Origin of the sequence: Mycobacterium shimoidei, assembly GCF_900417275.1 — a bacterium.
GTDB classification, from domain to species: Bacteria; Actinomycetota; Actinomycetes; order Mycobacteriales; family Mycobacteriaceae; genus Mycobacterium; species Mycobacterium shimoidei.
The window spans coordinates 547,661-572,084 of record NZ_UEGW01000001.1 but is presented as its reverse complement, the minus strand read 5'-3'; the positions used below and the strand labels follow the sequence as shown (position 1 = coordinate 572,084).

Sequence of the window (24,424 nt, the reverse complement as noted above, 5' to 3'; positions counted from 1 at the left end):
ACGACGGCATGACCATGGCCGAACCGGCCAACCCGCCGAGTCGTAACGCCCCGCTGCTGTGGGCCGTGGGCGGCGCGATCCCCTGGCTGGTGGTGGCCGCAGCACAGCTGTTGTGGTTCGTGGCCGATTCCCGGCTGCTGTGGTTGCACGGCGTGTGCGCGGCGGTCACCGTTGTCGGCCTGGTGATCGCCGTCGGCGTCGTGCCGTTTTGGCGGTATCGGGTGCACCGCTGGGAGATCGGGCCGAAGGCGGTGTACACCCGCACCGGTTGGCTGGTGCAGGAACGCCGCATCGCGCCGATCTCCCGGGTGCAGACCGTCGACACCTACCGTGGCCCGTTGGATCGGCTGTTCGGGTTGGCCAACGTCACGGTGACCACCGCGTCGTCGGCGGGGGCTGTGCGGATCGTCGCGCTGGACTCGGCGGTGGCCGACCAGGTCGTCGCGCAGCTGACCGACATCGCCGCAATCGGGGCAGAGGACGCCACGTGAGCTGGCAGCGGCTGAGTCCGCGGATGCTGTTGGTGCACCCGGTCCATGAACTCCTGCGCCAGCTGCCGCTGCTGATCGGCGCCGTCGTGCTGGGATCCACTACCGGCAATCCGTTTTGGACCGTGGCGGCGCTGGTGGTGACCGTGCTGCTCGGGGTGGCGCGCTGGTTCACCACCACTTATCGCATCGAGCCGGACGAGGTGCAGCTCCGTACGGGGATACTGCGACGAAGCGTTTTGTCGTTGCCACGCAACAGGATTCGCTCAGTGCAGACGGATGCCAGGTTGCTGCATCGCTTGTTGGGGCTGACTGTGCTGCGGGTGAGTACCGGGCGAGAAGCACAGGGCGACAACGCTTTCGAGCTTGATGCCGTCGAGGTTTCACAGGTGCCGCGGTTGCGCGCCATCCTGTTGGCCGAATCCGCGCAGCCCGATCACCCCGCGCAGGACACCGTGCTGGCGCGCTGGCAACCGTCCTGGCTGCGGTATGCGCCGTTGAGCCTGTCCGGGTTGCTGACGATCGCCGCCGCAGCGGGCGCGGTGTATCAGACCGGCTTGGGCGCAAGGCTGGGCGAGTTCGGGTCGGATACGGTTGCGCGGTTCGGTCTGCCGGCGATCGTTGTCGCGCTGCTGGCTGTCTCAGTGGTGTTGGCGGTGCTGCGGTCCTTGGTGACCTACGGCGATCTGATTCTGGTGCGCCGGGAGGGTTTTCTGCATTTGCGGCACGGGCTGCTGCGGGTCCGCGAGCACACCTACGACATGAGCCGGCTGCGCGGCGGGACGCTGCGCCAGCCGCTGCTGGTGCGGGCGCTCGGCGGCGCCCGCCTGGACGCGGTGATGACCGGTGTGCACGGCGCGGGCGAGTCGTCGATGCTGTTGCCGCCGTGTCCGACCGCGACGGCCGAGTCGGTGCTGACCGAACTGGTCGGTGCTCCCGAGAACGCGTGGGTGGTCCGCGGTCCGCTGCGTGGACACGGGCCGCGGGCGGCGCGGCGGCGCTGGACCCGCGCGCTGGCGCTGCCGGCCGCGGCCGGTGCGGCGCTCGCGGTGGTGGGCGCGCCGACCTGGCTGTGGGCGACGTGGGCCGCGGTGGCTCTCTGGTGTGTGCCGCTGGCCGCCGATCGGGTGAGCTCACTGGGTCATCGGGTGGACGATCGGTGGCTGGTCGCGCGCGCGGGCAGCCTGGAGCGCCGTCGCGACTGCCTGGCTACCGCGGGCATCGTCGCCTGGACGGTGCGCCAGACGCCGATGCAGCGCCGTGCGAAGGTGGCCACCCTGGTCGCGGCCACCGCCGCCGGCGTCAAGCGCTACCCGCTGATCGACGTGCCCGAAGAGCTGGCGTGGTCGATCGCCGCGACCGCATCGCCCTGGGTCGCCGACAGCGGGTGGGCGATCCGCTCAGAACAGCTCGCGCACGGCCGCGATGCGGGCCAGTAGCTGGTCGCTTGTCGCCGCGGCCACCGGCGGTCCGCCGCAGATGCGGCGGAGCTCATTGTGAATCCAGCCGTGTGGCTTGCCCGTTCGGTGGTGTGCCGCCGACACCAACGCGTTCAGCTGGCGACGCAGGTCGCGCAGTTGACCGTGCCGGGTGACCGGCTCGGCGTTCACGGCGCGTGCGGCGAGTTGCTCGTCTTGGCGGCGCCGCAACAGATCTCGCATCTGCTCGGGATCCAGCAGGCCGGGGATACCGAGGTAGTCGGCCTCGTCGCCGCCGGTGCCGAACGACGCGCCGTCGAAGATGACCTGATCCAACTCGGCGTCGGCGCCCAGGGAGGTGAACCCGTCTTCGGACGGCTCACTTCGGCGGCGTTGCGCGGCGGTCCGCTCGTCGTCGTTGTCGCGGTGCGGTTTGCCGAGCACGTGGTCGCGTTGGGCCTCCAACTCGCTGGCGAGCAGCAGCAGCGACGGCACCGACGGCAGGAACACGCTGGCGGTCTCGCCCGCCCGCCGGGACCGGACAAACCGGCCGATCGCCTGCGCGAAGAACAGCGGCGTGGACGCGCTGGTGGCGTACACCCCGACCGCCAGCCGCGGCACGTCGACGCCCTCGGACACCATGCGCACCGCGACCAGCCAACGGCTGGTGCCGGCCGCGAACTGCGCGATGCGCTCCGAGGACCCGGGGTCATCGGAGAGCACCACCGTCGGCGCCTCGCCGGTGATCCGCTCCAGCAGAACGGCGTAGGCGCGGGCGGCCTTCTGGTCCGACGCGATCACCATGCCCCCCGCGTCGGGGACCCCGCCGTCGCGCAGCTGGCGCAGTCGGGTGTCGGCCGCGGCGATCACGGCCGGCATCCATTCGCCGGCCGGGTCCAGGGCGGTACGCCACGCCCGCGCGGTGTGCTCGGCGCTGGATGGCTCCCCCAGTCGCGCCGCGTACTCCTCGCCCGCGCTGTCACGCCAGCGGGTCTCCCCGGAGTAGGCCAGGAACACCACCGGGCGCACCACCCCGTCGGCCAGTGCCTCGCTGTAGCCGTAGGTGTGATCGGCCTGCGACCGCAGCAGGCCGTCACCGTCGCGTTCGTAGCGCACGAACGGGATGGCGGCGTCGTCGCTGCGAAACGGTGTGCCGGTCAGCGCCAGCCGGTGGGCGGCGTCACCGAAGGCCTCCAGGATCGCCTCACCCCAGCTCTTGGCGTCGCCGCCGTGGTGGATCTCGTCGAAGATGACCAGGGTTCGCCTGGCTTCCGTGCGCACCCGATGACGGGTGGGGTGACGGGCCACCTGGGCGTAGGTGACGACGATCCCGTGGTACTCCGCGGAGGTGTGTGCGGCACTGTTACGGAACCGGGGATCCAGGGCAATGCCGTCGGCGGCCGCCGCCGCTGCCCACTGGTTCTTGAGGTGCTCGGTGGGCACCACGACGGTGATCGTCTCGACGCTGCGATCGGCCAACAGCTCGGCGGCGATGCGCAGAGCAAACGCCGTCTTACCCGCGCCGGGGGTTGCGACCAGCAGAAAATCACGCGGCTTTGCGCTGAGGTAGCGCACCAAGGCCCGTCGCTGCCAGCCCCGTAAAGTCCGGGTGCTGGGCGCTTCACTAGCCCGCACCCGGAACTCCCCTCTAGTCGAGATGCACTGTAGCGCAAGGATATCGGTCAGCACATCTTAGCCGGAAAGCGGGGCAAGTACTCAGACGAAGAAGTTGCCGTGGCGAATGAACCACTCCCGGCGTTCGTCGTCGGTCGTGTCGGCCGACGCGGCAAAACCCTCGAAGTAGGCCTCGCGCGGCGCTCCCGGAGCAAACAACATCAAGATCGAAGTCGGCGCGTCGGCCTCGTTGCGAAAACCGTGGAGTCCCCGAGCGGGACGTGGACGGCACGAAGAATGCGGCGGTGTGCGCTTGAGCCATGCGCTGACCTCCGGTTCCTCTTTGAGGCTGCGGTGAGATTTCTTGCACTCGGAATGGGCGAGTGCTAAGAATGAGTTGGCACTCGCGACCGGTGAGTGCTAGGTCGGGACGGTGAGACCGAGTTCAGCGCGGTCGTCCGTCGCGGGCACTGCACCCGGCCAGGACGTGTCATCCCCTAATCGGAGGAATCACTTCGCAATGGCCAAGACAATTGCGTACGACGAAGAGGCCCGGCGCGGCCTCGAGCGGGGCCTAAACAGCCTCGCCGACGCGGTAAAGGTGACGTTGGGCCCCAAGGGCCGCAACGTCGTCCTGGAGAAGAAGTGGGGCGCTCCCACGATCACCAACGATGGGGTGTCCATCGCCAAGGAGATCGAGCTGGAGGACCCCTACGAGAAGATCGGCGCCGAGCTGGTCAAGGAAGTCGCCAAGAAGACCGACGACGTCGCCGGTGACGGCACCACCACCGCCACCGTGCTGGCCCAGGCGCTGGTCCACGAGGGGCTGCGCAACGTCGCGGCCGGTGCCAACCCGCTCAGCCTGAAACGCGGTATCGAGAAGGCCGTTGAGAAGGTCACCGAGACCTTGCTCAAGGGCGCCAAGGAAGTCGAGACCAAGGAGCAGATCGCGGCCACGGCGGCCATCTCCGCCGGTGACCAGTCGATCGGCGACCTGATCGCCGAGGCGATGGACAAGGTCGGCAACGAGGGCGTCATCACCGTCGAGGAGTCCAACACCTTCGGCCTGCAGCTCGAGCTCACCGAGGGTATGCGGTTCGACAAGGGCTACATCTCGGGTTACTTCGTCACCGACGCCGAGCGTCAGGAGGCTGTGCTCGAGGAGCCCTACATCCTGCTGGTCAGCTCCAAGGTGTCGACGGTCAAGGACCTGCTGCCGCTGCTGGAGAAGGTCATGCAGGCCGGCAAGCCGCTGCTGATCATCGCCGAGGACGTCGAGGGCGAGGCTTTGAGCACCCTGGTCGTCAACAAGATCCGCGGCACCTTCAAGTCGGTGGCGGTCAAGGCCCCCGGCTTCGGTGACCGCCGCAAGGCGATGCTGCAGGACATGGCGATCCTCACCGGTGGTCAGGTGATCAGCGAAGAGGTCGGCCTGACGCTGGAGAACGCCGACCTGAGCCTGCTCGGTAAGGCCCGCAAGGTCGTCGTCACCAAGGACGAGACCACCATCGTCGAGGGCGCCGGTGACACCGACGCCATCGCCGGGCGGGTGGCCCAGATCCGTCAGGAGATCGAGAACAGCGACTCCGACTACGACCGCGAGAAGCTGCAGGAGCGGCTGGCCAAGCTGGCCGGCGGCGTTGCGGTGATCAAGGCCGGTGCCGCCACCGAGGTGGAGCTCAAGGAGCGCAAGCACCGTATCGAGGACGCGGTGCGCAACGCCAAGGCCGCTGTCGAGGAGGGCATCGTCGCCGGTGGCGGTGTCACGCTGCTGCAGGCGGCCCCGGCGCTCGACGAGCTCAAGCTCTCCGGTGACGAGGCCACCGGTGCCAACATCGTCAAGGTGGCGCTGGAGGCCCCGCTGAAGCAGATCGCGTTCAACTCCGGGCTGGAGCCCGGCGTGGTCGCCGAGAAGGTGCGCAACCTGCCGGCGGGTCACGGCCTCAACGCCGCCACCGGTGAGTACGAGGACCTGCTCAAGGCCGGCGTTGCCGACCCGGTCAAAGTCACCCGCTCGGCGCTGCAGAACGCCGCGTCGATCGCCGGGTTGTTCCTGACGACCGAGGCCGTCGTCGCCGACAAGCCGGAGAAGGAGAAAGCTGCTGCGCCCGGTGCGGGCGACATGGGCGGCATGGACTTCTAAGTCCTTCACGCGAAAAAGCCCGGTCTGCTTTGCAGACCGGGCTTTTTCGCTATCCAGGCGCGTCGAGTGTGGGGGATAAGTACGTCCACACAGCAAAATTCGTCCACAGGCCCCACGCTCGGCGCATACATTTGCGCGGCCAGCAGCCGAATATGCCGGTGTGGAGCCGTTTCTGGGCAGCCGGGCGCGCAAAAACGGTGCGCTCACCCGCAGCCAACTGCGCACGCGATACCGCGCGGTGTTTCGTGACGTGTATATCGCCAAGGACGCGAAGCTGACGGCGGCGACCAAGGCTCACGCGGCGTGGCTGTCGACCGGTGCGACTTTGGCCGGTCTCTCCGCCGCCGCGGTGCTCGGCACCAAATGGCTCGACGATGCGGCGCCGGCAGAGATCATCCGCGCTGACCGGCATTCTCAACCCGGCATCGTCGTGCACAGCTATCAGCTGGCCCGCGACGAGGTGCGCACGATCCGGGGCATGCGCGTAACGACCGCGGCGCGAACCGCATTCGACATCGGCTGCGCCCTGCCCGTCGCGAAGGCGGTGCCTATCCTCGACGCGTTGCTCAACGCGACGCGCATCAGTCCCGCAGACGTGGCCGCGTTGGCCGACCGCCATCGCGGAACGCGGGGCATCCGACGGCTGCGGGCCGCACTGAAGTTGGTCGACGGTGGCGCGGAGTCGCCGCAGGAGACCAGAGTGCGGCTGCTATTGGTGGGCGCGGGCTTGCCGAAACCGGAGACGCAGATCGAGTTTCCGGACCTGCATATCCGAGTTGACATGGGATGGCGGGAGCCGAAGGTCGCGGTCGAATATGACGGAATACAACACTGGGACGACCCGTATCAGCGGGCGTGGGACATCGAGCGGATCGCATTGCTGGAAGCGGCCGGCTGGGCGGTGATCAGGGTGAGCGCAGCGATGCTGTCCCGGCCGGACTGCATCGTCGAGCGCGTCCGGGCGAAGCTCACCGAGCGTGGGGGCTATGGACGACGGCGGGCCAAATCCCGTACATAAGGCCCACGCTCGGCGCGTTATGCGTTACGCGTTACGCGGGTTCGCTGAACACTACGCAATCGTGTAGGCACCCTTTGGCCGCGGTGGGGGAGTCTGCGTTGCGATGCAGAAGAGCCTTCGTGGGCGTGATCTCCAGGTGCACGGTGTCGTTATCGGCATCGGTCACCGCGGCGTGGCCGTCGACGATCAGCGAGTAGCCGCCTGGCTCAGTCGGCGGCCACAACAGGGTGGCGTCGCGGCGATTGGCGAGGTTCTTGGTGGTGCGCCCGCCGATCAACCCGACGTCCAAGACACCTTCCCGCAGCACTGGTTCCACGGTCACGGTGTGCGCGCGGTAGTCGTCGTCGACGGTGATCAGGTACGCAAACGGGAAGTCGCCCAACGCCGCGGCCAGGCGTTTGAGATCGACCTTCTTCGCACTCATGAGACCGGCGCGGGTTGACGTCCGCGGACCAGCTTGCCCGGCCGCGCGGAAGTGGGCACGCCATTGTGGGCGATCACCTCACCGGACACGATGGTCGCCACGTAGCCGTCGGCGGTCTGGTCCAGCCGTCGCCCGCCGGCGGGCAGGTCGTGGGTGATCACCGGCTTGTGCAGCCGCAGCGCCGCGTGGTCGATGACGTTGAGATCCGCCTTGTAGCCCACCGCGATTCGTCCGCGATCGCCCAGCCCGGCCACCCGGGCCGGCACCGATGTCAGCGCGCGCACCGCCTCACCCACGGAGAGCCGTCCGGACGCCCGGTCACGCACCCAATGGGTGAGCAGATACGTGGAATAGCTTGCGTCACAGATCATTCCGTAGTGGGCGCCGCCGTCGCCGAGGCCCAGCACGACGTCGTCACGACGTATCAGCTCACCGACAGTGTTCAGCGAGTTGTTCTGGAAGTTGGCCATCGCGCCGAGCAGGATCGCATGGCCGTCGTCGTCGAGCAGGCGGTCGTAGGCCTCCTCCAGCGGCGAGACTCCGCGCGCACGGGCCCGGGCCGCGATGCTGTTCGACGCGTCGGGCTCGTAGTCGGGGTCGTCGCCGAGCGGGAAGATCCAGTCCCAGGCCTGCGCCAAGTAGAACAACGGATTCTTCGCGGCCTCGGTCGGCTTGTCGGCCAGAATGCGTTGCCGCACTTCGGGTGTGCGCATCCGGGCGACCCGCTCGGCCAACGGCAAGTCGGCGATCTCCCGGTAGCTCGGATACAACATGAACGGGTTGACGGTCAGGTTCAGGCCGATCATCAGCCCGATCGGCCGCGGCAACACCTGCGCGGTGATATCGGCGCCGGCTCCGTTGGCTTTCTCCACCATGGTGATCGCGTCTTCCCACAGCGGGTCGCCGGAGTTGCCGACCACCAGGGTGAACGTCACCGGCAGACCGACTTCGCCGGCGGCGTCGAACACCTGCTGCAGCACCGGCTGATACCCGCCGGCCGGAATGTCGGGCACGAATTGGATCAGCCCGCCGCCACCCTCGGCGACACCGCGTCCGATCTCCAGGATCTCGTTGTAGGCCGCGTCGTAGCTGGGAATCTGCCGGCCACCCTCGGTGCGATGGGTTCCCAGCCGCGATGACGCGAACCCCAGCGCACCGAGCTCAACCGCCTCCTTGGCCAGCGCCCGCATCTTCGCCAGATCCTCCGCGGTCGCCGGCTCGCGGTTGGCGCCGCGTTGCCCCATCACGTACACCCGCAGCGGCGAGTGCGGCAGATAGGCGGCCACGTCGATGTCGCGTTTGCCGGAGTCCAACGCGTCCATGAACTCGCCGAAGGTCTCCCAGGTCCACGGCAGCCCATCGGTCATCACGACCCCGGGAATGTCCTCGACGCCGGCCATCACGTCGACGAGTACGTCGTGGTCTTCGTGGCGGCACGGCGCGAAGCCCACACCGCAGTTGCCCATCACCACGGTCGTCACGCCATGCGCCGACGACGGCGTCAGCCGGTCCGACCAGATCGCCTGACCGTCGTAGTGCGTGTGCAGGTCGACGAAGCCCGGAGTGACCAGCAGCCCGGTGGCGTCGATCTCCCGCTCGCCGGTGCCGTCGACCGTGCCGACTGCGGCGATCACCCCGTCACGCACCCCGACGTCGCCGACGTACGGTTCACCACCCAGGCCGTCGACGATGCTGCCATTGCGGATCACCAGGTCGTAGGTCATCTAAATAATCTACGACTACGCAGGTGGCCGAGGCCAGGCCGGGGCGTAGCTTGGCAGCATGGCTGAAACCGATACTGCGGCGCAGGAATTGCTTCGGGACGCGTTCACCCGGCTGATCGAACACGTCGACGAAATCACCGACGGGTTAACCGATGACCAGTCCAAATATCGGCCCAGCCCGAACGCCAACAGCATCGCCTGGCTGATCTGGCACAGCGCGCGGGTGCAGGACCTCCAAGTTGCCGACATTGCCGGGGTGGAGCAGGTGTGGACGCGCGACGGCTGGGTGGACCGCTTCGGCCTGGATCTCCCGCGCAACGACACCGGCTATGGGCACAGCGCCGACGATGTGGCCAAGGTGCAGGCGCCGGCGGATCTGCTCGCCGGCTACTACCACGCCGTGCACGAGTTCACCTGCGAGTACGTCGCGAAGATCAGCGCCGAGGAGTTGGCCCGCATCGTGGACACCAACTGGGATCCGCCGGTGACCGCCAGCGCGCGGCTGGTCAGCATCATCGACGACTGCGCGCAGCATCTCGGGCAGGCCGCCTATGTCCTCGGGATCGTGAATCGCAGGGCGTGAGCCCGAACTTGACACGTGTCGATAGCATGAGCGGTATGACCGCCATCACACCCACCAAGCCGGAGTTTTCAGGTACCGGCACCATCGTCAACCCGGCCACCGGCGCGGTAGCCGGCGAAGTGCAGTGGACCGATCCGGCCGACGTGCCGAACATCGCCGCCGGGCTGCGCGCGGCCCAACGCGAATGGGAGCTGCGCGGCGCCAAAGGCCGCGCGAAGGCAATGGCCCGCTTCGCGTTGTGGCTGAACGATCACCACGAGGAGATCGAAGACCTGCTGATCAAGGAGACCGGCAAGTCGGCCGTCGACGCGGCGCGAGAGGTGCCGATGCTGATCATGATTTTGGCGTACTACACCAAGACGATGGAAAAGGCGCTCGCCCCCGAGCGTCGACCGGCCGCGCTGCCGTTCCTGGCGATCAAGAAGGTCACCGTGCACTACCGGCCCCGGCCGGTCGTGGGGATCATCGCGCCGTGGAACTACCCGGTGGCCAACGCGCTGATGGACGCCATCGGCGCCTTGGCGGCGGGCTGTGCGGTGCTGCTCAAGCCCTCCGAGCGCACCCCGCTGACCGCCGAGGTGTTGCGCCGCGGCTGGCGAGAGTCCGGCGCTCCCGACGTGCTGGCGTTGGCGCAGGGCGCCCGCGAGGTCTCCGAAGCCGTCATCGACAACGCCGACTTCGTCCAGTTCACCGGGTCCAGCGCTACCGGCGCCAAGGTGGCCGAGCGCGCCGCTCGTCGGTTGACTCCGGTCAGTCTCGAGTTGGGCGGCAAGGACCCGATGATCGTGTGCGAAGACGCCGATATCGACCTGGCCGCACACGCCGCGGTGTGGGGTGCGATGTTCAACGCCGGGCAGACCTGCGTATCGGTCGAGCGGGTCTATGTGCATGAGTCGGTTTACGACCAGTTCGTCGAGGCGGTCGTCCGCGACGTCAAGGCGTTGCAGGTCGGCGCCGGCGAGGGGTTCACCTTCGGCGCCTTGATCGACGAGGCGCAGCGGGCGGTCACCGAGCGTCACATCGCCGACGCCAAGGCCAAAGGTGCACGCGTACTCACCGGAGGGCAGCGACCCGACGGGCCGGGCAGCTTCTACCCGCCGACGGTGCTCGTCGACGTCGACCACTCGATGGCCTGCATGACCGAGGAGACCTTCGGTCCCACCTTGCCGATCATGAAAGTCCGTTCAGTCCAAGAAGCGATCCGGCTGGCCAACGACAGCCCATACGGACTGAGCGCTTCGGTGTTCTCCGGTGATGTTGGGCGGGCCAAAGAGATTGCACTGCAACTTGATTGCGGTGCAGTCAACATCAACGACGTGATCAGCAACCTGATGTGCCTCAGCGCGCCGATGGGCGGCTGGAAAACGTCGGGCATCGGCGCCCGCTTCGGCGGCGCCGACGGGCTGCGCAAGTACTGCCGCGTCGAGACCGTCGTGGCACCTCGCACCAACATCGGCGCGGGCGGCAACTACTACCACAACTCGCTCAAGGCGCTGGCCCGGATGAACCGGTTGATGACCCGCATGGCGTTGAGAGGCCCGCGGCGCCTCGCTAAATAGCGGTGCCGGCAGCTCACAACCTGTCCATCTCGCGCGCCATCAGTGCGTCTTCGAGGAAGCCGTAGCGGCGAGGGAATTGTCGCTTTGGTTGCGACGTCGTCTTTGCGGCGACGGAAATGTCGCGAAAAGCCGCAGCGACACCAAGCTTCACGCTGGTCCACCAGCGAACCTTGTCCGGCTGCACCCCCTGTGCGGCAGCCGTACCAAGGGCGAGCTCTTGTTCGGTGATGAGGGCGGGCGGCGCCGAAACCGGTTCCAGAGTCCGCTGGTCCGCCGGGGCTGATCGCAGGTGTGGTTCGGTCATTTGGAACGCCTCCTTGGGTGTTGCCTGAAGCATCACCGCGTGGAAGCGCCTTGTAATGCGTAGCCGACTACTCGAATCGTCGTCCTGCCGCTACGGCGTAATCACGTGTGACGGGTCGAATGGCACCGCGGCATTGATCGGCCTGACCTGGGCGGCCTGCGTCCCGGTCATTCGGTCAGCACGCGTGATTTGACTTTGGACCAGGCTAAGCCGATACATCCACATGCCAATGAGATATCAGATACCTGCAATTCTCAAATATTTGCACAGCGCGCGGAGTAGCTTATTCGACAGCGAGTAGGAGCAGCTACTGGGGGTTCCTGGGGCGGTGTCCATTGCAAATAGCGGCGGCTCGGTCGTATCGGTCGTCATCATCGATGGTCAAGACGTGGTACACGCCGGCATTGAGGTGTGGCTGACTGGCAGTAAGCCACCCATCAAGATCGTTGGAAATTACATGTCGCCTGCCAGGGTGATGGGACCACTGGTTTGCCATGAGGATGGGACCAGTTCGTCTTCCGGTCACGGGCCGTGTTGATGGTGACTGACGGAGCCGTTGCCGGTCAATCCGACGCAGTCGGAGGGACCGGCTTTGNTGTCGCCTGCCAGGGTGATGGGACCACTGGTTTGCCATGAGGATGGGACCAGTTCGTCTTCCGGTCACGGGCCGTGTTGATGGTGACTGACGGAGCCGTTGCCGGTCAATCCGACGCAGTCGGAGGGACCGGCTTTGGCTTTTGGCGTTGCCGGTAGGACTGGCCTTCGACGACGAGTTCGTAGGCCGCTGATTGCAGCCGGTCCATCGCTGATTGGGCCAGTAGCGGGTCGGCCATCATGGTCAGGATCTCGGGTGGTTCCCGGTTGCTGGTGATGATCGTGGAGGCCTTGCGGTGGCGCTCGACGATCAGCTCGTAGAAGTCCGTCGTTTCGGTGGCCTCCAGCCGGTGCAGCGCCAGATCATCGACGATGAGCAGTTCGACGCGATGCAGCTTGCGCATCTCGTCTTCGTAGCTGCCGTCCAGGCGTGCCCCGCGCAGGCGTTTGAACAATTTGTCGGCCCGCTCGGTGTGCACGCTGCGCCCGCGGCGGACGGCGATATGTCCTAATGCGTTGGCCAGGAACGTCTTTCCCACTCCGACCGGCCCCATGATGAGCACGTTGTAGGCATCGGCCAAAAACCGCAGCGAGGTCAGCTCGGCCCACAGCTGCTGATCGAAGGCCACCGCGGCGGAGTCGTCCCAGGCCTGCAACTGCATCGCCGGATCGAGGTGGGCGGCCTTGGCGCGTCGGGCTGCGGATTCGCGGTCGCGGCGGGTGACCTCGTCGGCGAACAGCAGCTCCAGAAAATCGTGATGCGGCAGCCGGTTGGTGCGGGCCAACGCCAACCGTTCGGGCAGGGTGTCGAGCAGCTGACCCAGCTTGAGGCGACGCATCAACGCTTTGAGGTCGGCGGAGACCTCGATCGGTTTGACCGCCGGCGCGGCGTCGGGGCGGGTGGGGCTCACGAGGGCCTCCGCACCGCGAAATCCGAACTGTGGCGCACGAACCGCGACGCCTGTGCCGGCGGTTTGGGTATCAGCGGGAGTTGTTCCCCGCCATTGCGGGTCAGGATCCGTTCGATGAGCCCGACGTCGATGACCTCGGCGTCCAGAGCGCGCCGGCAGGCATCGTCGACCGCGGCGCCGCCGTGGCGGCGCACCAACCCCAGCAACCGGTAGACCTGGCGCATCTTGGTCCACGGCAACGGATGCTCGAGCACCGCGGACGCATACGTGCCCACATAAGCGCCGTGCGCGGCGGCCTTGCGCTGCAGCGTGGTGATGTCACGCATGGCATAGACCGACACCTCCGAGGGCAGATCAGCCGGATCGGTGTGACGGCGGCCGGGCGCCACCCGCGGGTGGACCTTGATCAGCTCACCACGCCAGTACAGCTTCACCGAGTGCGCATCGGCGCGGGCAGCGATGCGCTTGCCGATCAACTCACCGGGCACGCTGTAGAGCGCCTTGGCGACCTGCACATGCCGATCCGGGGCCACCTTCGGGTGCGTCCAGACCGGAACGTCGAACACGGTGTCGGGCACCGGCTTCAGCGCCGGGAGTTCGTCAGCGGTGAACACCTCGGCCGGACGAAGCCGGGTGGTGCCATGGATGCGCATCCCCGCGGTATCGCGACACCACTGCTCGGCGCGGCTACGACAGTCATCGAGATCCCGGAAGTCTTCTCCGGCATAGAAATTCGACCGCACATAGGACACCATGCGCTCCACCCGCGGCTTATCTTTCGGGCTGCGGACCCGCGCCGGATCGATCGCGAACCCACGCGACTGGGCGTACTCACGGAAGGAATCATTGAGCCGGGGCTCGGTGGCATCAGCGGCGATGACGATGGCCTTCATGTTGTCCGGTATCACCACCGCAAACACCCCCCCGAAGAACTTCCACGCCGCCTCAAACCCGGCGACCACATCGGCTAGGGTCTGGCGGTAGGTGGGCCAGACGAACATGTGCCGTGAGTACACCGCGGTAAAGATCAACCCGTGCACCACCCGACGGCGACCATCGCTAGCGTCGGTGAGCATGCCGAGCCGCCCGAAGTCAACCTGCACCTCCGCGCCGGGTTCACAATCGGCCACCGGCACCGTGGCCTGGCGCCGACCGAAGTCCAATTCAGTTGTGGCATAACGATTCAGAGTCCGATACGACACCACCACACCCCGACGTCCCAACAAGGTGTGGACCTTGGTCAACGTCAGCCCGTCTTTGAGCCAGGCCTTGATCCGTTCATGCTCGGCGGCGATAGCTTCCCATGCCAGGCTCTTGCCGGCCGGCCGATGCGGGCGAACCTCGGCGATCACCGCCGCGATCAACTCATCAGACAGCTGACACTCACCGCCGTCACGGTCGAGCCCACACGCCCGCGCCCGATCGACATACCGGCGCACCGTCTTACGGTCGGTTCCCGATAGCCGGGCCACCTCCCGCAATCCCCGCCCCTGCAACCACAGCCGCAGCATCTCCACAACCTCGATCACCGACACCTCCCGGTAGCTCATTTGGCCAATACAGCGGCCCAACAACCGGAAGACCCGAAGCCACGCCGGGGTGGTCCCATAACTGGCAAAACGCCAGCCAGGTGGTCCCATCAATGGCAAACAGGTGGTCCCATGCTCATGGCAAAACCAGCACTGAAGTGGTCCCATTCACCTGGCAGCCGACAAATTACACAGAGCCGACGCACTTCATTTCTGATTATCCGACCGCCACAACGGGCGTGGATGTTGTTTTGTTCGCGTTGCAATACGAGCATCACGGCCCCGAATTCACTGAACTTCGTCAGCTGTGCGAAGCGGGCCATCGTGTCGTTGTCTACTCGTATTTGGAGAGCGACGAGGTGATTCTGACGAGCCTCGACGCGGGCGCGGTGAGTTACGTGGCGAAGTGGGAAAGCGGAAACCACTTGCGCGAAGCCATCTACGCGGCCTGTGCCGAGACCCCGTACGTTGCGCCGAGGATGGCAATAGCGCTACTGAACGACCAGACCGCGGGCAGGCCCTGTCTCAGCCGGCGCGAGCGCCAAGTACTCCTCGAGTGGTTCAAGACCGAGAGCAAAGAAGCGGTGGCTAAGAACCTGTTCATCGAGCCCTCCACTGTGCGCACCCATTTACAGCGGGTACGAGCCAAATACGCGGCGGTGGGAAGGCCGGCGCCGACCAAGGCCGCCCTTATCGCGAGAGCAGCCCAGGACGGCATTCTGAATATCGACGAGTTATGACCGCGGTCGCAGGATCGATAACAACCTATCTGGGAAACCGGCCCTGGCGGCAGCGCGTCATAACTGCTGTGCCCGGTGGTCATCGCACGCCGCAACGACCAACCGTCATGTTCCATCGTCGTCTCATCTCGCATCGCGGGTTTCGGGGACCACCCTGTCCTTGACCATGCCGCCCCGCGAAAGTGTGCCGCGACGTTAGCACTGCGTAAGCGCCGTGTTAGCCAGTTGACGCGAAACCGTACGAACGACTGACAATGCGGATTGACCGGTTACAGAGCTGGGTACTGTTGTCGACGCACGCGCCTCAAGTCTGGGTTGCTCTGCGCAACCACTGATCTCCGTATCCGGATGAATGTCCTTCCGGGACCATGAACCAGCATTGACGCCAGATGCCACACCCGGCCGGATTCGACCACCCGATTCCGTGCGGCGGCTTTGCTGAAGTGGTCAGAATAAGCAGATGGTGGCATCGGTTCTGGGGTTCGGTGTGCTGGGGCCGCTGCAGATGAGCGTCAACGGCATACCGGTGTCATTGGGCACCCCCAAGCAGCGGGCGGTGTTGGCCATGCTGGTGATCAATCGCAACCGCCCGGTAAGTATCGACTCGTTGATCAGCGCGGCTTGGGAGCGGCGGCCTCCGCCCGCGGCGCGGGCTAGTCTGCACTCGTACGTCTCCAATCTGCGCAAGCTGCTGACCAGCGCCGGGGTCGGCTCGGGCACAAGTCTGGTCAGCGCGCCGCCGGGATATCGTCTCAGCGTCGCCGAAAATGCCTGTGACGTAGGCCGTTTCATTATCGAAAAGACCGCTGGCGTGCGGGCCGCCGCCGCAGGCCACTTCGAGGAGGCCAGCCGGCATCTGGCGGCGGCGCTGGCCGAATGGCGCGGCCCAGTGCTCGAAGATCTGAGCGACTTTGAATTCGTCTACCCGATCGCCGCAGCGCTGCTTGAAGACAAGGTGCTGGCCCACACTGCCCGTGCCGAAGCCGAAATTGCTTGTGGGCGTGGATATGCCGTCATCGGCGAGCTGGAAGCGTTAATCGCTGAACACCCGTATCGTGAGCCGCTATGGGCGCAGCTGATCACCGCCTACTACCTGGCCGAACGGCAGTCGGAGGCGCTCAATGCCTACCGGCGGTTGAAGAAAGCCCTCGCCGACGATCTGGGGATCGACCCGGGCCCGACGATCCAGGCGCTGCATGAGCGGATTCTGCGTCAAGAGCCGCTGGATGTGAGAAAGGCCGCCAAGAACACGGCCGTCGACACCGTCGTCACCATCGACCAGCGCACCACGGCCGGCGTGCATTCCGCCCTCGCTGGATTGCGCGACGCCACAGGGCATACGTATCCATTGCGCGGCACGGTCACCCGGATCGGCCGCCTCCCCGACAATGACATCGTCTTGGAAGATCCCAAGGTCAGCCGTCACCACGCCGTGATCATCGACACCGGTGCCAGTTTCGTCATCACCGATCTGGGGTCCGCCAACGGAGTAGTTGTGGGACAACACCATATTCGCGGTAGCGTCGCCCTCGCCCACGGTGACCATATCCACATCTGCGACCATCAGTTCACCTTCGAGATTCAGTCGAATGAGTCGTTGGCATCTAGCTCCCACAGGCGCTGTCAGCGGCGGTCTTTGGCGACTTGATGACCACAACGGACGTACCGCGACGGCGGAACTGATCACCGGGCTCTACCTTGCCGCGGCGATGTCGGCTGTCGGCGGCTACAGCTGACCGTACCGGCCTTTGCGATGACCTCCGGGCGCAGAGCTCGAACCATGGCATGCCGGTGACGCCCGAAGCTGTCCCGACCAGCCGGCCAACCGCAATGTGTCCGTACTTCGAGCCTGCACGGGCCGCAGACCAGCACACCAAGAATCCGTCAAGAGACTTTTGAGAATCCGCCAATGGCTCCGCCTCACCGTTGATTTCGCCGGTCAGCACGGTCGGCCCCGGTGACGGATCGAGCCATTGGCGGTCCCGGATCCGGGACACCCACAGGGAAAGGAGTCACCACGGTGGCCGGGATCCGCATGAACCTTAGACGCTCCGCCGCCGCCGCCGGCGCGGTGATCATTGCGTCGTTTGCAGGGCTGGCAGTTGAGAGTTTCCACCCCCCGAACGCCAATGCCGTACCAGGACAGTGTGGCGCGGGTTACGGCGCTGGAAGTGGCGGTGGGTTCTGCGACAGTGATGCGTGGCCCGATGGCAGCTTCTACCACTGCGCCCACGTTTACGTGCTCGGGTTCGGAGGTGGCGGTTGCGGACGGGTGTGCCCCAACCCGCAGAACCCGGCCCTGCCGATCGCGACTGACGCCGACCCGAACACACACTGCTGAGGCGGATAAGCAGAAGATCGATGGTGTGGTGGCACTACATGGCCACCACACCACTCCTTGTCTGGGGTCGCCGGTAACAGCGGATGTCCAGTGCGAGTGGGCTGCTCTGTCGCGACAGTGTGGCGGTTGACACCTTCGGCAACCTCGCGTCACCCGGGATCGCTCGGAGCAGCTTTGCAGTCGGTGCCGGAAGAACGGCTTGCGTGAGAGCTGGAGCTTCGCGGTTACGGGGTTGTTGTCGCGAACTGGGCTTGATGTGGCTGGGTGAGTCGCATACTAAGCCCTGACGTGTGTTTTCACTGCCGGCGTAGCGCGAGTGGATGAGGGGTGTGGTGCCGGAGTCGACGGCCAGTAATACTGCGGCGGATTGGCCGGAGCGGGTCGGGTCGTGGTTTGGGCACTACCGGCTGCGGCGGTTATTGGGCCGGGGCGGGTTTGGGGAGGTCTACGAGGCCGAGGACACCCGGATGGACCGGGTGGTGGCGTTGAAGCTGATCGCACCTGCCTACTCGGGCAACTCGGTGTTTCGGCAGCGGCTGTATCGGGAGGCCCGCACCGCCGGGCGCCTGCACGAGCCCCATGTGGTGCCCATCCACCACTGCGGGGAGATCGATGGCCAGCTATATATCGACATGCGGATGATCGAGGGCACCGATCTGCAGACCGTGCTGGCCCGCGGAGGGCCGCTGGAGCCCGCGCGGTCGGTAGCGATCTTGCGCCAGATCGCCTCAGCGCTAGATGCCGCCCACGCCGCGCAAGTGATTCACCGCGATGTGAAACCGGCCAACGTCTTGCTCACCGGTGACGATTTTGCCTGCCTGGTGGATTTCGGTATCGCCAACGCGGCCACCGACGCCAAGCTGACCACCACCGGCACCACCATCGGGACGTTTGCCTACATGGCCCCCGAACGGCTGGGCACCGCCGAAGTGGACCATCGCGCCGACATCTATGCGCTGGGCTGCGTGCTCTATGAATGTTTGACCGGGTCCCCGCCGTATCCCACCGGGGATCTGCCCGCGCTGATCACCGCGCATCTAAGCGCGCCGATCCCGCGCCCCAGCCACCAGCGGCCACAGATCCCGGCCGGCTTCGACGACGTCATCGCACGCAGCATGGCCAAAAAACCGCACGATCGCTACGTCAGCGCCGGAGAGCTGGCCACCGCTGCGCACTGTGCGTTGACTGCACCGGACCAAGACTATGCCGACACCATCCTGGCTAGCACCCAAGCCGATCGCCTGCTCGACCGCGACCAAGCTCCCAGCAGAGTGAAGCCGCCACCCACCGGCTCGCCAATCGAGACTCAACGCAAGAACCGCACAGCTATTGCGGGACTTGTTGCAACGGTTGCCGCGCTCGTCATTGTCGGCGCCCTCGTCCTATTCAATGTTGGCTGGCACGGCGACTCGTCGGCCCGCACAACGAGCGGCGCCCCGCCTCCGAACAGTGGACCGTTCACCGGCACCTATACCGCCGACTTCGGCCCAGACACCGATCTCGACGGTAAGCCACGTGACGGTGCGACGCCGACAACAGAAACGTGGGCCACACGTTCGGTGTGCCGCTCCACCGACTGTGTGGCGACCACATCGCGCATGAGCGGCACCACGAGTCTGCCGACGCTGGTGTTTGACCATGTTGGGGAGCGCTGGGTCGCGGTCGGAGCTGTCTCAGGTTCTTGTCAGAACTTCCCCGACGAAGAGTTTTACGTAATCACCCTCCAACCACAGCCCGACGGTCGTTTGGCAGGCGAGTTCATCATCGAAAGCACTCAAGGATGCGCGGACAAAAGCACTGTCACATTCACCCGCACCGGAAACGTCGACATCGCCAACCTGCCGGACCCGGGCGTCGCGGCGCCACGGGTGGTCTCGCCGGCAGAATCATTGCACGGCCAGTACCACAGCGAAGCGGTCTACGTGAGCGGTCCTGCTAGGCAAGAACACGACTTCAGCGTGCATACGTACTGCCTACGCACCGGTGACCGATGCATGAGCTATTTCTATGACTCAACAGGGGATAACTCATCCAGTGAGCCACTTGTCTTCCAAGACGAAACGTGGACGCGCACCGACGAATACGACAGTTCCTGTCCCAAAGGTGGCACCACCCACATCAAGCAGAACGCGAAGTTCCCGCTTCCCCAACCGCCTCAGGACCCGATCACGCGGCTCACCGGCCACGGCTTCCAGGAAGAATCAGGCAGTTCCTGCATAAGTAGCGATTACGACGAGAATTTCGTGCGCACCGGTGATTGACGAACTCGGCGTCGGGGCCAGCTAGTCATCTCGCCTGTTACTTGATGGTCTCGGTAGAGCCTGGCCGAGCGCGTGCAGTCATCTTTCACCGGCCCGTCCACCGTGCCGTCCTCGTGCCGTGCCACGGCAGCGCGCGCCCCCGAGGATGCCGCCAGAACCAGCCGATGACAAAGAGGATGCCGGCGGTTGCCACGCCGACCGCGGTGACGATCCAGCGCATCGGCAACCCATGGCGGATGGGGGTGGTCAGTGCCGCGTTAACAACGTTGGCGCCGTTCTCCACCGGCCCCACGCCGGGCAAATCCTGAGTAGTGGCGATGTTCACCGTGCCACCGTTGCGCCCGTCGACAATCTGGCCGTGCGCCAGCGTGGAATCGTTGAGCATGAAGATGTCCTGCTGGCCGTTGGGGGCGTTGTCGTCATGACCCACTAGCACGACACGGTTCACTGCCACATCACGGTTAACGCTGACCACGTGGGCGGTCACGTTGTTATACACGACCGGGGGGACCCCGCCGCCGTAGAAGCTGCCCACTGCCACATAAGAGGGCGAAACCGCTGTGTACGGGAACACCGCGCGCACATCGAGGTTGAGCACCACCTGCCCGCCTGCCGGCACGAACACGTCGCGATAGCCACCGTCAAAGTAGTAGTGGAATACAAAATCCTCCCTGGTCGGGTTGTAAAGCATCGGATGGTGCTGGTCGTCATAACTGACGTAATCCCAATGCTTGGGACGAGCTTCGCGGTACTCCCGGCCCGAAACGTCACGGCGCACTTCCGCACCCTGGTGTTCCGCCACAAGCTGCGCCTGCGTAGCGACGTCGACCGGCTGCGGCGGTGGGGGCGGGGATACCGGGTCGACCTGTATCGGGGGAGCGGATCGCGCCGCGTCCACCGCCTGCGGGTCGGCGGGCAGCGCATTCGGTTTCACTGCCACCGGGATAGCCGGGTTCTGGGACGCCGTGATCGTACTGGTAGCCGCCTGCTCCGGAGTGGTGCCGCCGGCTGGGACAGGGGCCGAGGTGGCGGCACTGGACTCACCTGTTTCTACTGAAGGGACAACCGGCGGGGCGCCTTCCGCCGAGGGGAGCGGCGCGCTCGGGGCGCTTGACGGGACCGGTCCGGCGCTGCCAGCATCCGACGGCGTCGACGGCGCCGGGTTCGCCGAGCTGGGGGCCGGTCCCTGTACCTGCCGAGACGGTGGGGACGGCACAGTCGCTGCAGGTGTGGGGCTCGACGCCGAGGCGGTGGCAGCTGTCGGGGGGTTGGTCACCGCCGAGGGCTGGGGGATCGCGGGAGCCGGGGTGACCGAAGCCGGTTCAGGGGGCGCCTGGGGTGTCACCGGGGCCGGTTCAGGGGGCGCCTGGGGTGCGACCGGGGGCGGTTCAGGGGGCGCCTGGGGTGTCACCGGGGCCGGTTCAGGGGGCGCCTGGGGTGCGACCGGGGGAGGTTCAGGGGGCGCCTGAGGTGCGACTTGGGGGGCTCTTGGGGAGCGACTGGCACAACGGGCACCACCGGTGCCTGCTGCTGGATCGGCGCTCCTCCGCCGAAGGGTCCACCAAAGGTGCCCTGAGGCTGGCTCGGTTCGTTGGGGATTGTGGGAACCGCTGGTGTGCTCGGGGTGGCCTGTGCCAGTGGAATTGCCAGTGGATATGCCATGGCGCCCATGGCTAGGACCGCCCCGGCGGAAATCGATGCCACGAAATGACGTGCATTGTTGTCGTGGGTGCGCGCACGGCCGTGCAGGTGTACCGGCGTTCTAGGGTCCTCGGAGTGAAAGTCCTTGAGCCCCTTGGCAAGGTTGGGGGCGATCTCCTGGGACGCCTCGCTCGCCCGGTGAGTTACGCCGTGGCTGAATCGTCCGATACCGCGCATCTCTCCACCTCTCGTTCCGGCGGCGGGTGTGACCCCGGTGAGTTACGTCGTGTATTTGTTTGCCGCCATACAGACGTGACCGCGCCTCGCAGATGTTGGCGATGGCGCGCCAGATGATGGTCTTCCCTCATGGACCATCGATGAGGGAGACGATTGCGCAAACATGGTGCGGTGTATATCCGCCGAATGACTGACAACGCCATCGCGGTGGAAAGCATGGGTCCGCGGTGCCCAGCCGTGGGCCAGGTAGGCAATTTTGGCCGCGCTGATAGCGGCTGCGGCCTACGACCCGCGCACGATCGCAATCCTTGGCAAACAGCCCCCACACCGCGGCCAACGTGGAGACTCCTCGGCGCTGGCCGCTACGGCGTAATCACGTGTGACGGGTCGGGCCGCAGTTCCGGTGGGGCCTGGCTGTAGTCGCCGAACGGGCCGTCGCGGCGCTCGACGGCCGCGCGCACCCCCTGGGTCTGGGCGGTCTTGATGAACTCCAGCGCGTCGGGAGTGTTGCGCATCAACCCGTCCAGGATGCCGCCCAGCAGCTGGGTGGACGCCAGGCCCATGTTCTCGTAGGCCTGGTTGACGATCAGCTTCTGGGCGCGTAACTGCGACAACGGGATTCGCGACAACTCGGCGGCGATCTCGGCGACGCGGGCTTCCAGCCGTTCGAAGGGCACCGCCTCGTTGATCAGCTCGACCTCGGCGGCCTGCACCCCGGTGAGCGGCCGGCCGGTCAGCGAGTGCCATTTGACCTTGGCCAGGCTCAGCCGATACAGCCACATGCCGGTCAGATACGCCCCCCACATCCGGCTGTAGGGGGTGCCGATCACGGCGTCCTCGCTCGCGATGACCAGGTCCGCGCACAGCGCGTAGTCGCTGGCCCCGCCCACGCACCAGCCGTGCACCTGCGCGATCACCGGCTTGGTGGCCCGCCAGATGGCCATGAACTTCTGATGCGGCCCGGTTTCGCGGGCCGTGATGACGGCGAAATCCTTGCCGGGGTCCCACGTGCCGTCGGTCATCATGGCCTCACCCCAGTGCTGAAACCCGCCGCCGAAGTCGTAGCCGCCGGAGAAGGCCCGCCCGGCACCGCGCAAGACGATCACCTTGATGTCCGGGTCGCGTTCGGCCAGCCCGATCGCGGCCTCGATCTCATCGGGCATCGGCGGAACGATGGTGTTGAGCTGTTCGGGGCGATTCAGCGTGATGGTGGCGACCGGACCGGCCGTCGTGTACAGCAGCGTCTCGAATTTCGGTGTCGGCATGGCTTAGAACACTTCCACACTCCTCCTGCTAAGTTCACCAACGGCCCTGGCCGACGTCAAAGGACACGACCATGCGCGATGCGCCCGGATTCTGGGTGACCGTCAGCGTCGCCAGCGTCTTCAGCGCAGGCTTGATCGCACTCCCGCCGGCAGCACCCACGGATATCCAGGTCCACTCGTTGCGGCTTGCCGGCGCTGACATTTCCCCACCCGGGGACGCCGCGGCGCTGGTGATGGGTCCCAGCGGCATTCCGATACCTCCCCCGGGTTATGTGGACGCAGCCAACTCGCTGTATCTGCAGCCGAACGGCTTCAGCGGTAACGCGCAGGGCCTCGCTATACCTAATGGGCTCTATCCCGTTACCGGGGTCAAAAGCCTGCCCACCGACACGTCGTTCGCTCTTGGGCAACAAATCCTGGACTCGGCGATCCAAAGCCAGATCGCGGGTGGACACGTCGACGCCGCCAACCCCCTGGTGGTCTTCGGCTGGTCGCAGAGTTCGTCGGTTTCGTCGCTGACGATGTCGCAGCTCGCCGGCGAGGGTGTGCCCAGCGACGACGTGCACTTCGTGCTGCTCGGTAACCCCAGCAATCCCAACGGGGGCGTGCTGGAACGCTTCGATGTCCCCGCCGGCACGGATCCGTCGTTTCCGAGCCTGGGCATTACGTTCAGCGGGGCCGCCCCGGACGACCTCTACCCGACCGACGTGTACACCGTCGAATACGACGGTTTCGCTGATTTCCCGCGGTATCCGCTCAACCTGCTGGCCGATCTGAACGCCTTCGTGGGCCTGATTTTGGCGCACGGCCTGTATCTGGGGTTCACGCCCGAGCAGATCGCGTCGGCGGTCCCGCTGCCGACGGTAGGGGACACTTTGACCAACTACTACATGATTCCCGCTGGTCTTCCGCTGCTGGAACCGCTGCAGTTGATCCCGGGGATCGGCCAGGCGCTCTATGACCTGTTAGAGCCCGACATCAAGATCCTGGTGGACCTCGGCTACGGCCACGTCGACACCATCGCCGATGTGGCGAATGACTTGGGCGGCTGGGATTACGGCCCGGCGAATGTGCCCACCCCGTTCGGGTTGTTCCCGGAGAACATCGACTTGGTCCAGTTGGTCACCGTCTTGGGCCAAGGCGCTGAGTTGGGGATCACCAATGCGATCCAGGATCTGCAAAACCCGGACCCGACCATCCCGTGGCTTTCGACGTTGGAAAACGAGGCGTCGGCGCTCGGGTTCGATATCAACGACCCGCAAGAGCTGTTGAACAACCTGCTCGGATTCATCGGTTTTCCGGCTTCCGATGCGACGCTGCAGTCCCCGCCCCTGGAAATCATCAATGACCTCGCCGGCATCCTCGCCGCGGATTACGCAACGCTGCTCCCGATCGCAGACACCGCCACTGCCCTCTTCACCGATCTACCGCTGTACGACCTGAACGTCTTCATGGATCAGCTCGAGGCCGGCAACCTTCTTGACGCGATCGGTGATCCGATTGCCGCCGACACGGCGTTGATCCCGTTCGCGCTGGTATTCGGCGGGTTGGCGCCGGTCGGCGAGGCGGCCCTGGGGACGCTGATCAGCTTGGCGAACCTGTTCTTGTGATACGCCGCTGGCGGTGAGGA

The 24,424-nt window shown here is 65.9% G+C and carries 19 protein-coding genes and 1 pseudogene; 11 read left to right on the top strand and 9 right to left on the bottom strand.

Going from position 1 to position 24,424, the window contains the following annotated elements; translation table 11 throughout:
* Positions 1-8: 8 nt before the first annotated feature.
* Entirely contained in the window at positions 9-491 is a 483-nt protein-coding gene (locus MSP7336_RS02860; protein ID WP_113964744.1) for a PH domain-containing protein, read from the top strand.
* A gap of 23 nt (positions 492-514) precedes the next feature.
* Positions 515-1,927 (top strand): PH domain-containing protein, encoded by a 1,413-nt coding sequence (locus tag MSP7336_RS02855; protein WP_113964745.1) that lies wholly within the window; start codon positions 515-517, stop codon positions 1,925-1,927.
* On the opposite strand, the gene MSP7336_RS02850 is transcribed toward MSP7336_RS02855, so the two are convergent.
* Both MSP7336_RS02850 and MSP7336_RS02845 read right to left on the bottom strand, forming a co-directional pair.
* Positions 1,889-3,541: a DEAD/DEAH box helicase gene (locus tag MSP7336_RS02850; RefSeq protein WP_069397426.1), complete on the bottom strand. Its 1,653-nt coding sequence runs from the start codon at positions 3,539-3,541 to the stop codon at positions 1,889-1,891. The genes MSP7336_RS02855 and MSP7336_RS02850 overlap by 39 nt on opposite strands.
* Before the next feature lie 81 nt (positions 3,542-3,622).
* Positions 3,623-3,799 (bottom strand): annotated as a pseudogene (locus MSP7336_RS02845) (cupin domain-containing protein); the annotation flags it as partial.
* Positions 3,800-4,040: 241 nt separating this feature from the next.
* On the opposite strand from MSP7336_RS02845, the gene groL reads away from it, so the two are divergent.
* Positions 4,041-5,663 (top strand): chaperonin GroEL, encoded by a 1,623-nt coding sequence (gene groL / locus MSP7336_RS02840; RefSeq protein ID WP_069397427.1) that lies wholly within the window; start codon positions 4,041-4,043, stop codon positions 5,661-5,663.
* A gap of 160 nt (positions 5,664-5,823) precedes the next feature.
* Positions 5,824-6,681, top strand: coding sequence for a DUF559 domain-containing protein (locus MSP7336_RS02835; protein WP_069397428.1), 858 nt, complete (start codon positions 5,824-5,826; stop codon positions 6,679-6,681).
* Positions 6,682-6,712: 31 nt separating this feature from the next.
* On the opposite strand, the gene MSP7336_RS02830 is transcribed toward MSP7336_RS02835, so the two are convergent.
* Positions 6,713-7,105: a hypothetical protein gene (locus MSP7336_RS02830; protein ID WP_069397429.1), complete on the bottom strand. Its 393-nt coding sequence runs from the start codon at positions 7,103-7,105 to the stop codon at positions 6,713-6,715.
* Positions 7,102-8,829 (bottom strand): N-acyl-D-amino-acid deacylase family protein, encoded by a 1,728-nt coding sequence (locus MSP7336_RS02825; RefSeq protein WP_113963003.1) that lies wholly within the window; start codon positions 8,827-8,829, stop codon positions 7,102-7,104. Before MSP7336_RS02825 ends, MSP7336_RS02830 begins: the two co-directional genes overlap by 4 nt.
* Before the next feature lie 58 nt (positions 8,830-8,887).
* On the opposite strand from MSP7336_RS02825, the gene MSP7336_RS02820 reads away from it, so the two are divergent.
* Together MSP7336_RS02820 and MSP7336_RS02815 are read left to right on the top strand one after the other, a co-directional pair.
* On the top strand, positions 8,888-9,412 hold the full coding sequence (locus MSP7336_RS02820; protein ID WP_069397431.1) for a mycothiol transferase: 525 nt from the start codon (positions 8,888-8,890) through the stop codon (positions 9,410-9,412).
* A gap of 35 nt (positions 9,413-9,447) precedes the next feature.
* A complete protein-coding gene (locus MSP7336_RS02815; RefSeq protein WP_113964743.1) occupies positions 9,448-10,971 on the top strand; it encodes an aldehyde dehydrogenase family protein in 1,524 nt (507 codons plus the stop codon).
* Positions 10,972-10,984: 13 nt separating this feature from the next.
* Here the strand turns inward: MSP7336_RS02815 and MSP7336_RS02810 are convergent, their stop codons facing one another.
* The 3 genes from MSP7336_RS02810 to istA all read right to left on the bottom strand — a co-directional run bounded on the left by MSP7336_RS02810 (position 10,985) and on the right by istA (position 14,330).
* Positions 10,985-11,275: a hypothetical protein gene (locus tag MSP7336_RS02810; protein WP_139819680.1), complete on the bottom strand. Its 291-nt coding sequence runs from the start codon at positions 11,273-11,275 to the stop codon at positions 10,985-10,987.
* A 701-nt stretch (positions 11,276-11,976) separates the two neighbouring features.
* A complete protein-coding gene (locus MSP7336_RS02800) occupies positions 11,977-12,780 on the bottom strand; it encodes an ATP-binding protein (protein WP_113963002.1) in 804 nt (267 codons plus the stop codon).
* On the bottom strand, positions 12,777-14,330 hold the full coding sequence (gene istA, locus MSP7336_RS02795; protein WP_113963001.1) for an IS21 family transposase: 1,554 nt from the start codon (positions 14,328-14,330) through the stop codon (positions 12,777-12,779). Before istA ends, MSP7336_RS02800 begins: the two co-directional genes overlap by 4 nt.
* A gap of 137 nt (positions 14,331-14,467) precedes the next feature.
* Between istA and MSP7336_RS02790 the strand changes: the two genes are divergently transcribed.
* The 3 genes from MSP7336_RS02790 (at position 14,468) to MSP7336_RS24405 (ending at position 19,651) form a co-directional block, all read left to right on the top strand.
* Entirely contained in the window at positions 14,468-15,049 is a 582-nt protein-coding gene (locus MSP7336_RS02790; RefSeq protein ID WP_244917403.1) for a LuxR C-terminal-related transcriptional regulator, read from the top strand.
* Positions 15,050-15,509: 460 nt separating this feature from the next.
* Positions 15,510-16,697, top strand: coding sequence for a BTAD domain-containing putative transcriptional regulator (locus MSP7336_RS02785; protein ID WP_113962999.1), 1,188 nt, complete (start codon positions 15,510-15,512; stop codon positions 16,695-16,697).
* A gap of 1,013 nt (positions 16,698-17,710) precedes the next feature.
* Positions 17,711-19,651 (top strand): serine/threonine-protein kinase, encoded by a 1,941-nt coding sequence (locus tag MSP7336_RS24405; protein ID WP_113962997.1) that lies wholly within the window; start codon positions 17,711-17,713, stop codon positions 19,649-19,651.
* 85 nt (positions 19,652-19,736) lie between these two features.
* Here MSP7336_RS24405 and MSP7336_RS02770 read toward each other — a convergent pair whose 3' ends face one another.
* Positions 19,737-20,591, bottom strand: coding sequence for a hypothetical protein (locus MSP7336_RS02770; protein ID WP_142706721.1), 855 nt, complete (start codon positions 20,589-20,591; stop codon positions 19,737-19,739).
* Between the two features lie 25 nt (positions 20,592-20,616).
* Between MSP7336_RS02770 and MSP7336_RS23510 the strand changes: the two genes are divergently transcribed.
* The gene (locus MSP7336_RS23510) at positions 20,617-21,120 is read left to right on the top strand and encodes a hypothetical protein (protein WP_142706719.1); all 504 of its coding nucleotides are present in this window, start codon (positions 20,617-20,619) and stop codon (positions 21,118-21,120) included.
* A 771-nt stretch (positions 21,121-21,891) separates the two neighbouring features.
* Here MSP7336_RS23510 and MSP7336_RS02765 read toward each other — a convergent pair.
* Positions 21,892-22,794 carry a crotonase/enoyl-CoA hydratase family protein gene (locus MSP7336_RS02765; protein ID WP_113962995.1) on the bottom strand — a complete coding sequence of 301 codons (903 nt, stop codon included), beginning with the start codon at positions 22,792-22,794 and terminating at the stop codon, positions 21,892-21,894.
* Between the two features lie 71 nt (positions 22,795-22,865).
* On the opposite strand from MSP7336_RS02765, the gene MSP7336_RS02760 reads away from it, so the two are divergent.
* The gene (locus MSP7336_RS02760) at positions 22,866-24,404 is read left to right on the top strand and encodes a PE-PPE domain-containing protein (RefSeq protein ID WP_113962994.1); all 1,539 of its coding nucleotides are present in this window, start codon (positions 22,866-22,868) and stop codon (positions 24,402-24,404) included.
* The last annotated feature ends 20 nt before the right edge of the window (positions 24,405-24,424 follow it).

Excerpts from the sequence above, each read along its gene's own strand:
- MSP7336_RS02815 (WP_113964743.1), top strand. The coding sequence starts at position 9,448 with ATGACCGCCATCACACCCACCAAGCCGGAGTTTTCAGGTACCGGCACC.
- MSP7336_RS02785 (WP_113962999.1), top strand. The coding sequence starts at position 15,510 with ATGGTGGCATCGGTTCTGGGGTTCGGTGTGCTGGGGCCGCTGCAGATG.
- MSP7336_RS02825 (WP_113963003.1), bottom strand. The coding sequence starts at position 8,829 with ATGACCTACGACCTGGTGATCCGCAATGGCAGCATCGTCGACGGCCTG.
- MSP7336_RS02760 (WP_113962994.1), top strand. The coding sequence starts at position 22,866 with ATGCGCGATGCGCCCGGATTCTGGGTGACCGTCAGCGTCGCCAGCGTC.
- MSP7336_RS02765 (WP_113962995.1), bottom strand. The coding sequence starts at position 22,794 with ATGCCGACACCGAAATTCGAGACGCTGCTGTACACGACGGCCGGTCCG.
- MSP7336_RS02820 (WP_069397431.1), top strand. The coding sequence starts at position 8,888 with ATGGCTGAAACCGATACTGCGGCGCAGGAATTGCTTCGGGACGCGTTC.
- MSP7336_RS02830 (WP_069397429.1), bottom strand. The coding sequence starts at position 7,105 with ATGAGTGCGAAGAAGGTCGATCTCAAACGCCTGGCCGCGGCGTTGGGC.
- groL (WP_069397427.1), top strand. The coding sequence starts at position 4,041 with ATGGCCAAGACAATTGCGTACGACGAAGAGGCCCGGCGCGGCCTCGAG.
- MSP7336_RS02860 (WP_113964744.1), top strand. The coding sequence starts at position 9 with ATGACCATGGCCGAACCGGCCAACCCGCCGAGTCGTAACGCCCCGCTG.
- MSP7336_RS24405 (WP_113962997.1), top strand. The coding sequence starts at position 17,711 with ATGAGGGGTGTGGTGCCGGAGTCGACGGCCAGTAATACTGCGGCGGAT.
- MSP7336_RS02810 (WP_139819680.1), bottom strand. The coding sequence starts at position 11,275 with ATGACCGAACCACACCTGCGATCAGCCCCGGCGGACCAGCGGACTCTG.
- istA (WP_113963001.1), bottom strand. The coding sequence starts at position 14,330 with ATGAGCTACCGGGAGGTGTCGGTGATCGAGGTTGTGGAGATGCTGCGG.
- MSP7336_RS02855 (WP_113964745.1), top strand. The coding sequence starts at position 515 with ATGCTGTTGGTGCACCCGGTCCATGAACTCCTGCGCCAGCTGCCGCTG.